The following is a 12,921-nucleotide window of genomic DNA, read 5'->3' as shown; positions in this document are numbered from 1 at the left end:
GAAAATTAGGAGTATCCCAGAGGGAATAGCCTTCCGGTTAACTAAACAGGAGGGAGAGAGTGCACATGGAAATCGAACGCGTCAACGCGAATACACTGAAATTCTTTATTACGTATAGAGACATTGAAAATAGAGGATTCGATCGAGAAGAAATTTGGTACGACAGAGAAAGAGGAGAAGAATTGTTCTGGGAGATGATGGATGAAGCTCATCAAAGAGAACAATTTTCACTCGAGGGCCCTCTCTGGATTCAAGTTCAGGCCCTTGAAAAAGGTCTTGAAATCATTGTCACTCGTGCTCAAATGTCAAACGACGGATCAAAACTTGAACTACCGCTATCAGAAGAAAAGCAGCTTGATCTTCCGCTTGATGAGAACATGGATAAAATTCTTGATGATAAATTTGCGCTTCAGAATAATTATGAGCCAGAAGACGAGCCTGAACCTCTTGAAGGAGAAGAGCTTTCCTTTATGATCGCGTTTAGAGATTTTGAAGACGTCATTTCTTTATCGCATGGATTTGATCCAGTTGGAGTTGAAAATGGCCTGTACCATTTTGAGGATCGTTACTATCTCCACGTTGTCTTTGATGATACATTGATAGAAGAAGATCAGGACAACCGATTAAGTCAGCTGTTGGAATATGGCTATGAGACAGACCTGACCATTCACCGCATACAGGAATACGGTAAGGAGATTCTCTCTGAGGAAGCTCTAGAACAACTCCGCGGACACTTCCCACTCTTATAAATTGATGCCGATTTCCAATGGGAATCGGCCCTTTTTATCTGTCACGTTCAAAATCCAGTTGCCATACAAAGAAGGAATATGGTTCTTGAAAGCGAATAGAGGTTAAGGAACAATGGAGAGAGAGGTGTTGTGATGTTAACAGCTGAAACAATGAATGGAACACTGCTTAACCTTGCAGATCGCCAATATCATCTAAAGGAACTCATACAGCTTAAGCGATCTACTTCGTATTTTTGTCCCGGATGTCGACAGCCTGTCGTCATGAAACTAGGTAATAAGCGGACCTGGCATTTTGCTCATCAAGGATCTCCTCCTTGTGAGGCTCTTTGGGAACGCGAGTCGAATTACCATCTTACTGGAAAACAGCAGCTTTATGAATGGTTGAAAAAAGATAATGATGACGTTAAAGTAGAGCATTTCCTAACAAAAACCAATCAACGCCCCGATTTATTTCTTCCCCATTCCAAAACCGCACTCGAATTTCAATGCTCTTCCATTCAAGCCACCTTACTTTCTGAACGAACTTCTTCTTATCATGACGCGAATATCGAAGTACACTGGATATTAAGTGCAAAGCGTTTGAAACGATCATACCAATCAGTTTATACGATCTCTTCTATGGATTGGGCTTCAGCCTCTCATCAGCACCGCTTTCCAACCCTCTATTATTATTGTCCCCTTGAGCGCACGTTTGCAACTGTCCTTCTTCATCATAGTTTAACGCCAACTAAATTTATATGTTCCACTTTCTATCTCCCTACTTTAACAACTTCCTTCAATCATCTTTTTAAAAAACTCCCTGTTCTAAAAGAAACGCTTCATTCTCATCCAATTTGGCTAAAGCAAAAATTAAGCTGGCGTCAAAACCCTCATGGTGAAAAGTCCTATGCTTTTTTTTATTTACGTAAACTCTTTTATAGCAAAGGTTATTCGATCCGTTTCTTTCCTTCAGAAGCGGGAATACCATCTGAAAACAATTACTGGATTGAAACGCCTTCTTATTTATGGCAAACGTGGATTCTCATTTGCTACCTTCCCACTATTCCGTATAATCGAAGTTTCCCATTTCATTCCTTAGTCCAAGCATTTGAACGTGTGACTAAGTCCGGTTTATTTATAACGAGATCAACTCCTATGCACATAAATGGGGTAAGTGATGCCCTTCGTGGTTACGTTAAGCAATTAGTTCGGTTAAAAGTGTTAAAAGATTGGGATAATGAACGGTATGAAAAGCTTTATCAACCGTTGATTCATCGTCAGTCAGAAGAGAGCTTGCAAATGGATAGCATAATAAGTAAAAAGCTTATGTAAACCTGCAAGGTTTGTCGAGCGAAATTGTAAGCATCATATGGAGAATATGGTACGATAATGAATGTGAGGAAATCATTTGATGGAGGTGTCGATTCATGGAAGAGAATAAAAACGCTCTACCTAAACGAGACGAAATTCCGGTCGAAGATACGTGGGCATTAGAAGCGATTTATGAAAGCGATCAGCAGTGGGAAGAAGAATTTAAAGAAATTAAAGCGCTTCTTCCTGAAATGAAGCAATATAAAGGTAAACTTGCGGAGTCAGCTGATAAGCTGTATCGCGCTCTGAAACAGCAGGATGAAATTACAATGAAGCTTGGTAAGCTGTATACATACGCCCATATGCGCTATGACCAGGATACAACGAATTCGCATTACCAGGGGCTAAATGACCGAGCAGCGAATCTTGCAACGCAGGTAAGCAGTGAGTTAGCGTTTGTTGTTCCTGAAATTTTAAGCGTACCTGAAGAAACGATTAAGCAATATTTGAATGAAAAGGAAGAGCTGAAGCTTTACGAGCATGCCCTTGATGAAATTAATCGAGAGCGGCCGCACGTTCTTTCAAAAGAAGAAGAAGCGATTCTTGCAGGAGTTAGCGATGTAACAAGCAGCTCGAGCAATACGTTTGGAATGCTGAACAATGCAGATATGAAGTTTCCAACGATTAAAGATGAGAATGGGGAAGAAGTGGAAGTAACGCACGGCCGCTACATTCGTTTTCTCGAAAGCAGTGATCGTCGCGTCAGACAGGATGCATTTAAAGCTGTCTATGACACGTATGGCAAATTTAAAAATACGTTTGCCTCTACTTTAAGTGGCACAGTAAAAAAAGATAATTATTATGCAAAAGTGAGGAACTATGATTCAGCAAGACAGGCAGCGCTTGATAGTAACAATATTCCAGAAGATGTCTATGACAATCTGGTAGAAACGGTTCATAACCGCCTTGATTTACTACATCGATATGTCAACCTTCGGAAAAAAGCGCTTGGGCTTGATGAGCTTCATATGTATGATTTGTATACACCGCTTGTCCCTGAAGTGAAGATGGAAGTTTCTTACAACGAAGCGAAAGAGTATATTTTAAAGGGATTAACACCACTTGGGGAAGAATACAAAGGTATTCTTGAAGAAGGTTTTGCCAATCGCTGGGTAGATGTTCAGGAGAACGTGGGCAAACGTAGTGGAGCTTACTCTTCTGGAACTTACGGCACGCGTCCTTATATTTTGATGAACTGGCAAGATAATGTAAATAATCTCTTTACGCTAGCTCATGAGTTTGGTCACTCGGTTCATAGTTATTATACGAGAGAAAACCAGCCATATCCTTATGCCAATTATTCGATCTTTGTAGCAGAAGTCGCTTCTACGACGAACGAATCATTGTTAAACCATTATCTACTTGAAAATACTTCAGATAAAAAAGAAAAACTCTATTTATTAAACCATTATCTAGAAGGATTTAGAGGTACAGTGTTCAGACAAACGATGTTTGCTGAATTTGAGCACATGATTCATCAAAAAGCACAGGATGGTGAGCCGCTAACGCCTGATCTCCTTTCATCTCTTTACTATGACTTAAACAAGAAGTATTTTGGTGAAGATCTTGTCATTGATGAAGAGATTGCGCTAGAGTGGGCGAGAATTCCTCATTTCTATTACAACTACTACGTATTCCAGTATGCGACAGGATTCAGTGCAGCTGCGTCACTCTCAAATCAAATTCTTGAAGAAGGCGATGAGGCTGTCACGAGATATATTGATTTCTTAAAAGCAGGTAGCTCGGACTATCCAATTGAGGTATTAAAGAAAGCTGGAGTGGATATGACGTCATCTAAACCAATCAGTGATGCGTTAGATGTCTTTGAATCCATCTTAAACGAAATGGAAAATTTACTGTTCGAAGACTAATAAAAAGGCCTTCTCCACGTTGGAGAAGGCCTTTTTAGCGATTGAATCCTTTAAACTGATTACGGGAATTGAACATGCTAACGGTAAAGAGAATGGAGGCGAATAGAAGGGCTGCTCCGATTGGAATCGGAAGAAACTTAAGTAGTCCCATTATAAACATGACAAAGCTAATCACGATAAAGACAATACCAACTAAAAGATAGAAGCGCATCATTTTCCCTCCTCGTGTTATACGTATGTCATGAATTGAACGTTATACCGGGTCGTAGAAGCAAAAAAGAATGGCACCGATGTGGCACCATTCTTTTTTTAACTTATCCGTTTTTCACTGTACGCCAGAAAGAGCCGTGTTTGGCAGGAACTTTCTCAACCTTTTGCTTTAGTGCGAGCTTCTTCATCGCTGCGTCAGCTTCTTCACAGCTCATGTCATACACGACAGCGACTTCTTTTGTTGCAACGAACTGATAGCGGTCCATAAACGCATCTAAAGACGGAAGCGGTTCTGGCGTCGGCTTTGTCTTCAACATTTCTGTCAGAATTCGAACATACACCTCATACTCATATAGGCCTGTAATTTTAAGACCTTCTTCTTCAATATTTTCATTAAAAAAGACGAGCGTTGGTAGTTCATTCACTTCCATCTCAGATGAAATTTTCAAATCGCACTGAAAAGCTTTGACGGCTGCCTGTGAATGAAGGTCTTTCTTAAATTCGTGAACGTCAAGACCCGTTTCTTTTGCGGCTTGAACGAGATTTTCTTCCTTCGTCATATTTTGTTTTTGTATAAAGAGTAGTTCTCGCATTTTACGAAGGAAGTTAAAGCCAGGTAGCTTTCCCTGCAGCTCTGCTGCCTTAATCGCGATGGATGCGATATAAGGGGTATCCATAGGGTCCTCATACCATAAATCGCCGTCACAGGACATGCCAGAGCGGCTTGCAGTTCGTTCCCAGCGTTCAGCTACATCGGCGTGGGTAGTAATTCCTTCATTTTTTCGTTTGAACGAGTTAAATGTTTTAATATTGCCTCCAACAAGGTGTCGGATGCGAAACGTATGTCCATATTCAAGCTGGAGTTTTTTTATCATAGGCTCTAGACCCCAGCAGTCAGGACAGAGCGGGTCGATAAATGAATAAATTTCGATTGGTTTGCCCTTTTGAGTCTGGGCTGAACAAGCTACATCGGATTGTCCATTTGGATTGTAAGAATCGCAATAGGAACCAGTAACATTCGGCGTCAATTCGATTCTCCTTTCTCTTCCTGATCACCCGAGTTAACCATGTGATGGGCAGTGAACGTTAAACGTGTTAATAAATGTTCTCGTAACTCTTCGTCTAGTTGTACCTCATCCATCGCTTCTTGCATGCATGAAAGCCATGCAGTTGCGCGTCTCGGCGTAATTTCAAATGGGAGGTGTCTCGCTCTAAGCATAGGATGTCCATGTTCTTCTGAATATAGAGGAGGACCTCCAAGAAATTGAGTTAGGAATTGCGTTTGTTTTCGAGCTGTTTCAGTTAAATCTTCTGGAAAGATTGAGTTTAATTCGGGGTGCTTCGCAACCCGATTATAAAAAGCAGTCACAAGCTGTTCTAGCTGCGCACCGCCGATATGATCGTACATGTTTTGCTTCATAATGATTTTCCCCTTTGGCAGGTAGAACCTTATTTCAATTTCATTTTAGCAACCTCCCTACATAACAGCAAATAATCCGATTTGAAATCATTGCCATACAAAAAAAGAACAGGCTGTTTAGGCCTGTTCTTGTGAGGCGAGAAAGAAGCGTAGAATCTTGTTTTTCGCTGCTCGCTTTGGGATTTGATGCTGCTGTAGAAGGTCATTGAAAGCACGTTCTCCGGCTTCAAAGCCGCTTACTTCAAATTCAAGCTCAAAATCTTCTCGTTTCAAATATTCGCTATGATCAAGAACAAGCAGTCCTTCATCCAAAGCGAGTTCTGCGCGATGTGTTGTTAACCGTCCTAGATGGAGAAGCTTATCTTGAATACCAAGTTCTAGAAGTTGCGATCCGACTTCTCCTTCAGGTAAAGCACCATTTTTCTTAATCGCCTGAAATGTTTCAAATGAGATGGACTGATGTGTTTCAAGTAATCCTTCTTCTGCGGGTTGTTTTAACGTTAAGACGAGCGAATCTTTTTTATTTCGAACACGTAATGCAGCTCCTTTTTCTCTTATCAAAAAATCAGCTGTATCAAAATAATCATTTGTTTGTGTTTTAATGTCATTTTCTAACTGATAGGTCGTAAGCAATGAAGAATATTCTTCTTTTGTAAGCATATTTTTAAATTCAATTTCGAGTTCTTGTGCCAAATACGAGTCCTCCATTTTCATTGGATATAAAAGAATTATGGCATATGTCTTGAATCAGAACAACAACGATGAAATCCCCCATTGCATTATGATAAACTATTAGGTGATACATAATGGAAACACAGAGAGGAGAGGTATTTGTGCCACAACAATACTACATCATAACAGGGGAATTAACTGATCACACACTTACCTTTGGTTTGAATGAAAATGTGGATTTAAGCGTTTATACAGCAACAGGCAATATGCTAGTGGATTCAGACTCTTTATCATTTGTTTATTTACTTGACGGAGGAGAAGGGTATACATACATTCGATTCCAGGAAGAAGTTTGGCCAATGCTTGCAAATGTTCTTAAACAGGATGTGAGCGTCACTGTTACTTCTGAAGAAGGTTCTACATTAGAACTTGTCGATATAAAAGAGGAACTTGGCTACCTCATTGAGAATATTAAAGGTAATTCAAACTATGGAGAAGAGATGAATCAAGCTGTTGAGAAAGCCTTTCTAACAGCCTCATAATAGATATTGTCGTTGGTGGTGGTTGGATGAAAAATTGGGAAGAATTTTTAGCCCCTTATAAACAAGCAGTCAATGAGCTGAAAATAAAATTAAAAGGTCTCCGTGAGCAGTTCGAAAAAGCGGATGATCATTCTCCTGTTGAATTTGTAACGGGACGAGTGAAACCTATTTCAAGTATCCTTGATAAGGCAAAGAATAAGAAGATTTCTCTCGACCGGTTGCAAGAGGAGATGCATGACATTGCAGGGGTGCGCGTCATGTGCCAGTTTGTGGAGGATATTAATAAGGTTATCCATCACCTTCGGGGAAGAAAAGACTTTGATATCATTGAAGAGCGTGACTATGTGACGAACCAAAAAGTGAGCGGATATCGTTCTTACCATGTGGTGGTGCAATATCCGGTGCAAACGATCCATGGGGAGCAAATGCTTCTCGTTGAAATTCAAATTCGGACACTAGCGATGAACTTCTGGGCAACGATTGAGCATTCGCTTAATTATAAATACAACAAGAAAATCCCGGAGGACGTAAAGAAGCGCCTTCAGCGTGCAGCTGAAGCAGCATCTAAATTAGATGACGAAATGTCTGAAATACGCGGTGAGATTAAGGAAGCCCAAAAAGTGTTTATGCAAAAAAAAGAAAACGAACAAAAGAAAGCTGAAAACTAAAGTAGACGAGGTGCCTATAGTGAAATTTGCGGTAAAGTCCAAAGGGGATCAAACCTCCAACCAACTTCAGCAGCGGATTAAAAATTATTTGCGTGATTTTGACCTGGATTATGATGAAGCAGAACCAGATATTGTGATTTCAGTTGGTGGGGATGGAACGCTACTTCATGCTTTTCATCATTACCAGGACCGTCTTGCGGAAACAGCGTTCGTTGGTGTTCATACCGGGCACCTCGGTTTTTACGCTGATTGGACTCCGGAAGAAGTTGAAAAGCTGGTTATTCATATTGCAAGAACTCCGTTTCAGATTGTGGAATATCCATTGCTTGAAGTGACGGTTCGTTATTTGAATAGCTCGAAAGAAAATCGATATCTTGCCCTTAATGAATGTACGGTAAAGAGCGTGGAAGGGTCACTCGTCATGAATGTGGAAATTAAAGGCGATTTATTTGAAACGTTTCGTGGTGATGGACTATGCATTTCAACGCCATCTGGGAGTACTGCTTATAATAAAGCACTCGGAGGAGCAATTATTCACCCGGCGCTTCCATCGATCCAGCTTTCTGAAATGGCGTCAATTAATAATCGCGTCTTCCGTACGGTTGGCTCACCACTTGTTCTTCCTCAGCATCATACTTGTCTTTTAAGACCTGTTAACGACGCTGATTTTCAAATTACAATCGATCATCTTTTCCTCCTTCAAAAAGATGTGAAGTCGATTCAATATCGAGTGGCTGAAGAGAAAGTTCGTTTCGCACGTTTCAGGCCGTTTCCATTTTGGAAAAGGGTGAAAGAATCATTTGTGGATGAAGTTTATTAAAGGCAGACAGTACTGTTCAACATTTGAGCGGTGCTGTTTTTTTTACTAAATGAAAAATGAGGTGTGTATGATTGGCAGTTAAAATGACCTGGTTGGTTTTAAAAAAAGAAGAAGGAATGGGTTTAAGAGAATTTCTTTTAAGGGAGAAAAACATGTCTCGAAGCATGTTAACGGATATTAAATTCAAAGGAGGCGAATTATTGGTTAATGGAACCCACCATAATGTGCGCACCATTTTAAGTGAGGGGGATGTGGTCGAAGTCGTTTTTCCAGAAGAAAAGGTAAGTGAAACGATGAAACCGCGACAAATGCCGCTACGGATTTGCTATGAAGATGATCACTTTTTGCTAATTAATAAGCAAGCGAATCTTCCCACCATACCGTCTCGCCATTCGACAGAATCCCTTGCCGAGGGTGTGCTCTATTATTATGAAACAAGAAAATGGAAGAGAACCATTCACGCTGTCAATCGACTTGATCGCGATACGTCAGGCCTGGTTTTATTTGCGAAACATCGTTATGCCCACGATCTCCTTTCACAGCAGCAGAAGAGCAAAGAAATGAAGCGATCTTATCTAGCGCTTGTTCATGGTGAAGTCGAAGGACAAGGAAAGGTAGAAGCACCGATCGGAAGAAAGGACGGCAGTATTATTGAACGAACGGTTCGTCCAGATGGGCAGTACGCATTAACGGACTATCACACAATCAAACAATACAGCGGTTTCTCTCTTCTTCAACTTTCTTTACAAACAGGACGGACGCACCAAATTAGAGTGCATATGTCTCATTTAGGTCATCCACTGTTAGGAGATGATCTTTATGGGGGAACGAAGGAGCTTATCTCAAGACAGGCGTTACATAGTGCCAAGCTTGAATTTTATCATCCTTTCCTACAGAAAAAGCTCCGATTTGAAGCGGAGCTTGAGGATGATATGAGAACTCTTACTGAAATGAAGTGAATTTCTCGGCGACATAAGGCATAGAGGATGGAACCGACGTGGTTTTCAATTCCGGGTAGCTAAGCGCTGTTAATTTCCCACCAAAGACGCAGCCGGTATCAATGTTCACAGTATGATTGACCCATCTTGGTTCTAAAACGGGGGTGTGACCATAGACAATGAGGGCACTACCCTCATATTGACTTGCCCAGTCTTTCCGGATGGGCATCCCATTTGGATGGGATTCACCAGTAATGTCGCCGTAAAGAACGAATGTTTTAACCTTTTTTCCTGCTTGTCCAATGTATTTCTCTGGTATGCCAGCGTGTGCAGCAATTAATTCACCATCATCAAGGGACAAATAAAGCGGTGCATTCTCATATAAAGAAATAAACGCTTCTTTTAACGTCGTTCGCTCTTCCTTAGAGAGCGCTTCAAGCTCAGCAACCGTAGTCTCAAGGCCATGGGTTTGTTGGACGTTTCTGCCAATCAGAAAGCGATAGAATTTGTTGCAATGATTTCCAGGGCAATAGAACGCCTGACCCGTTGTCACAAGTTTTGAAACAATCTCAACAACGGCAAGGGAGTTTTTACCACGGTCTGTGATATCTCCTGGGAAAACAAGTTTTCTTCCATTAGGGTGAAGGGGAACACCATTCTTCCAATTATAGCCAAGACGCTCCGTAAGAGTCTTCATTTCATCATAACATCCATGGATATCACTAATTATGTCGAACAATTCTCTTTCCCTCCTTCTCTTTTCTAACTTTTCCCTAAAGTTAGAATGAGTATCAGCATTCACATAAAAAAATAACCTGCCCTAGGGCAGGTTATTCAAACATATACGTTTTCGTTCGTGAGCGTACATTTAATACAAGTCCAACTGCAATCATATAGGTTAAGAGGGCACTTCCTCCATAACTGACAAACGGTAATGGAATTCCTGTGATGGGGAGGATCCGAATCGTCATGCCAATATTTTGGAATACCTGGAATGTCAGCATTCCGATAACTCCTGCACAAAGGTAACTTCCAAATGACTCATTGCTTTCAAGAGCTGTATGGATCATACGGTAAATAAGCATAAAGAAAATGGAGATTGTGATGCTTGCTCCAATAAAACCAAATTCTTCACCAATAACGGCGAAAATAAAGTCGGTATGTGCTTCAGGAAAATAAACCGTTCCATCTGCGTAACCTTTTCCTTCAAGCTTACCAGAGCCAATTGCAAGAATGGCTTTCGTTGCTTGATACCCAGCGTCAGCGTATTCTTCAGGCGCTAGCCAGCCGTAAAAACGGGCAAGCTGATACTCATCAAGTAAGTAAGCTTTAAAAAAGGCAGGAAACTTAAAAAAGATAAACACTAATGCGGAAACTCCAGCAACACCTATTAAACTCAAAAGTGAAAGAAGTCTCCAACGTACACCAGATACTAGCGTAATACTAACGACAATAGCGGTAAATACCATTGCGGTCCCTAAGTCAGGCTGAGCCATAACAATAAGTAAAGGAGCTGCGGCAATGCCGAAAATCTTTGCTAATAAAATCAGGTCCGTTTGAATGGTTTTTGTTGGATGTTTTTCATGATGTGAAACAGATGCTGAAGCAATGGTGATGATTAAGAAAATTTTCATAAACTCAGATGGTTGCACACTTCCTAGACCCGGAAGGACAAACCAACTCTTAGCACCATTCCGAATTGGCGCGATTTGATAACTTCCAATAAATTCTGGACTTACTGCTAATAAAATCAGAAGAAGAATACCAAATCCGTAGAGATACCAGGAAAGCTGTCTAAAGCGATCAAAATCAATGACCAGTGTAAGAGAAAGCACGAACGTACCTACGAAATACCATGTAAGCTGTCTTCCTGCAAAGTTAAAGTTTTTTAATTCTCCGGGTAGTGAAGCCTGCGCGCTGTAAATGGCAACAGTACTGATACACATCAGAAGAAATACAAAGAACAAAAGTGTGAAATCTATTTGTTGCCATGGTGTTTGATTGTCATTGTTCATGATATAATCCTTTCTAAAGAAAAGCGTTCCTTCTTTTAATCACATTTCCTATCTTATCTGAAATCCTTCCGTTTGCAAATCGGTTCCTGTATTTATTTTTGACAAAATAACTACACACCGACTAAGATAGGAAGGTAATTTTACTTTCTTATAGCATAAGTACAGAGATACAACCGCTTAAGCAAAGCTTATCGAAACTTTACGATAAATGATATAGCCATATTTGAGCATTTGTAACTTTGTTATCAAAAAACAACAGGGAGGTGTGCAGAGTGGCTTACCAGGAGCAAGATACGCAAGCTTTGTACGACGCACTCATACATCACTTAGATCAAGAAGAAATAGACGCATTTCGTGAGTTATTTCTTGATATTCACCCATACGAACAATCACAATTTTTCTTAACAGTATCCGAACAGATCAGGCTACTCGTGTACACCTATTTATCGCCACGCGAAATGGCGGAGATTTTCCAAAACTTCGACATTGAAGAACAAGAAGAGTACATCTCAGAAATGGAACCTGCTTATGCGGCGAAGATGCTTGCTGAAATGTATGCGGATGATGCCGTTGACGTTTTAAATGAGTTAAATCCAGAACAAATCGCAAGCTACTTAACGATTATGGATGATGATGCAGCGGACGAAATTAAAGAGTTGCTTCATTATGAAGAAAAAACAGCTGGTAGTATTATGACAACCGAATTTGTGTCGATTCGCGCTCACCAAACGGTAAAGCGTGCGATGCAAATTTTAAGACAGGAAGCCCCTGAGGCTGAGACGATCTACTATATATTTGTATTAGATGAACAAAAAAGGCTCGTGGGCGTTATTTCTTTACGTGATTTAATTATTGCGGAAGAAGATACGTTAATTGAAGAAATTATGAATGAACGCGTTGTTTCCATTTCAGTTGGAGAAGATCAGGAAGAGGCCGCTAGAATTATGAGAGACTATGACTTTCTAGCCCTTCCTGTTCTTGATTTTCAAAACCATTTACTCGGAATTATTACGCACGATGATATCGTTGATGTTATTGAAGAAGAAGCATCAGAGGATTATTCAAAACTCGCGGCCATTTCAGATGATCGTTCGTTTGATCGTAACCCATTTTCATCAGCGAAAAAAAGACTTCCCTGGCTCATTATCCTTCTATTTCTTGGGATGATGACAGCAAGTTTAATTGGTCAATTTGAAGTGACGCTCGATAAAGTACCGCTTCTAGCCGTCTTTATTCCTCTTATTGCTGGTATGGCAGGGAACACTGGTACGCAGGCGCTTGCAGTTGTTGTTAGAGGACTTGCAACGGGAGATTTTGAAGAGAATAGTAAGTGGGCTCTTATTGCTCGAGAAGCAGGAACTGGTCTTATTACAGGTGCAACGTCTGGTATTCTCGTTACAATCATTATCTTTTTATGGAAAGGAACCTTTTTACTTGGCTTATTGGTTGGCTTTTCGTTATTATTTACGTTGATTGTTGCAACGCTTGCTGGTGCACTTGTCCCATTATTGATGCACAAACTGAACATCGACCCTGCCGTTGCCTCAGGGCCATTCATCACGACTATTAATGACATTATCAGTATACTTATTTATTTTGGAATGGCGACTGCATTTATGAGCCAGCTTGTCTAACGCATAAATGCAGACGTTTGAAGGAGGAAAGA

At 40.6% G+C, this 12,921-nt stretch carries 14 protein-coding genes; 8 read left to right on the top strand and 6 right to left on the bottom strand.

Annotation, left to right across the window (positions count from 1 at the left end):
* The first annotated feature begins 65 nt into the window (after positions 1–65).
* The 3 genes from mecA (at position 66) to pepF (ending at position 3,970) form a co-directional block, all read left to right on the top strand.
* Positions 66–749 carry an adaptor protein MecA gene (gene mecA / locus LC090_RS13410; RefSeq protein ID WP_226659370.1) on the top strand — a complete coding sequence of 228 codons (684 nt, stop codon included), beginning with the start codon at positions 66–68 and terminating at the stop codon, positions 747–749.
* 132 nt (positions 750–881) lie between these two features.
* Entirely contained in the window at positions 882–2,060 is a 1,179-nt protein-coding gene (locus LC090_RS13405) for a competence protein CoiA (RefSeq protein WP_226658549.1), read from the top strand.
* Positions 2,061–2,155: 95 nt separating this feature from the next.
* Entirely contained in the window at positions 2,156–3,970 is a 1,815-nt protein-coding gene (pepF, locus tag LC090_RS13400) for an oligoendopeptidase F (protein ID WP_226658548.1), read from the top strand.
* A gap of 34 nt (positions 3,971–4,004) precedes the next feature.
* On the opposite strand, the gene LC090_RS13395 is transcribed toward pepF, so the two are convergent.
* The 4 genes from LC090_RS13395 to LC090_RS13380 all read right to left on the bottom strand — a co-directional run bounded on the left by LC090_RS13395 (position 4,005) and on the right by LC090_RS13380 (position 6,293).
* Positions 4,005–4,184 (bottom strand): hypothetical protein, encoded by a 180-nt coding sequence (locus LC090_RS13395; RefSeq protein WP_226658547.1) that lies wholly within the window; start codon positions 4,182–4,184, stop codon positions 4,005–4,007.
* Positions 4,185–4,284: 100 nt separating this feature from the next.
* Entirely contained in the window at positions 4,285–5,112 is an 828-nt protein-coding gene (locus LC090_RS13390; RefSeq protein WP_226659369.1) for a ClpXP adapter SpxH family protein, read from the bottom strand.
* 92 nt (positions 5,113–5,204) lie between these two features.
* Positions 5,205–5,600, bottom strand: a complete 396-nt coding sequence (locus LC090_RS13385) for a globin (protein WP_226658546.1) — start codon at positions 5,598–5,600, stop codon at positions 5,205–5,207.
* 117 nt (positions 5,601–5,717) lie between these two features.
* Positions 5,718–6,293, bottom strand: coding sequence for a CYTH domain-containing protein (locus LC090_RS13380; protein ID WP_226658545.1), 576 nt, complete (start codon positions 6,291–6,293; stop codon positions 5,718–5,720).
* A 113-nt stretch (positions 6,294–6,406) separates the two neighbouring features.
* Between LC090_RS13380 and LC090_RS13375 the strand changes: the two genes are divergently transcribed.
* The 4 genes from LC090_RS13375 (at position 6,407) to LC090_RS13360 (ending at position 9,261) form a co-directional block, all read left to right on the top strand.
* Entirely contained in the window at positions 6,407–6,814 is a 408-nt protein-coding gene (locus tag LC090_RS13375) for a hypothetical protein (protein ID WP_226658544.1), read from the top strand.
* Between the two features lie 26 nt (positions 6,815–6,840).
* A complete protein-coding gene (locus tag LC090_RS13370) occupies positions 6,841–7,482 on the top strand; it encodes a GTP pyrophosphokinase (RefSeq protein WP_226658543.1) in 642 nt (213 codons plus the stop codon).
* A gap of 19 nt (positions 7,483–7,501) precedes the next feature.
* Positions 7,502–8,302 carry an NAD kinase gene (locus tag LC090_RS13365; protein WP_226658542.1) on the top strand — a complete coding sequence of 267 codons (801 nt, stop codon included), beginning with the start codon at positions 7,502–7,504 and terminating at the stop codon, positions 8,300–8,302.
* A gap of 83 nt (positions 8,303–8,385) precedes the next feature.
* On the top strand, positions 8,386–9,261 hold the full coding sequence (locus LC090_RS13360; RefSeq protein ID WP_226659368.1) for an RluA family pseudouridine synthase: 876 nt from the start codon (positions 8,386–8,388) through the stop codon (positions 9,259–9,261).
* Here the strand turns inward: LC090_RS13360 and prpE are convergent.
* Complete coding sequence (gene prpE / locus LC090_RS13355; protein WP_226658541.1) at positions 9,245–9,979, bottom strand: bis(5'-nucleosyl)-tetraphosphatase PrpE; 735 nt, start codon at positions 9,977–9,979, stop codon at positions 9,245–9,247. The genes LC090_RS13360 and prpE overlap by 17 nt on opposite strands.
* A gap of 91 nt (positions 9,980–10,070) precedes the next feature.
* Complete coding sequence (locus LC090_RS13350; protein WP_226658540.1) at positions 10,071–11,255, bottom strand: FtsW/RodA/SpoVE family cell cycle protein; 1,185 nt, start codon at positions 11,253–11,255, stop codon at positions 10,071–10,073.
* Between the two features lie 272 nt (positions 11,256–11,527).
* On the opposite strand from LC090_RS13350, the gene mgtE reads away from it, so the two are divergent.
* A complete protein-coding gene (mgtE, locus tag LC090_RS13345; RefSeq protein WP_425590660.1) occupies positions 11,528–12,889 on the top strand; it encodes a magnesium transporter in 1,362 nt (453 codons plus the stop codon).
* Positions 12,890–12,921: the final 32 nt, after the last annotated feature.

The sequence above is a fragment of the Guptibacillus hwajinpoensis genome, assembly GCF_020524165.1.
Classification (GTDB): Bacteria; Bacillota; Bacilli; order Bacillales; family Guptibacillaceae; genus Guptibacillus; species Guptibacillus hwajinpoensis_D.
This window is presented reverse-complemented; position numbering and strand designations above follow the sequence as displayed.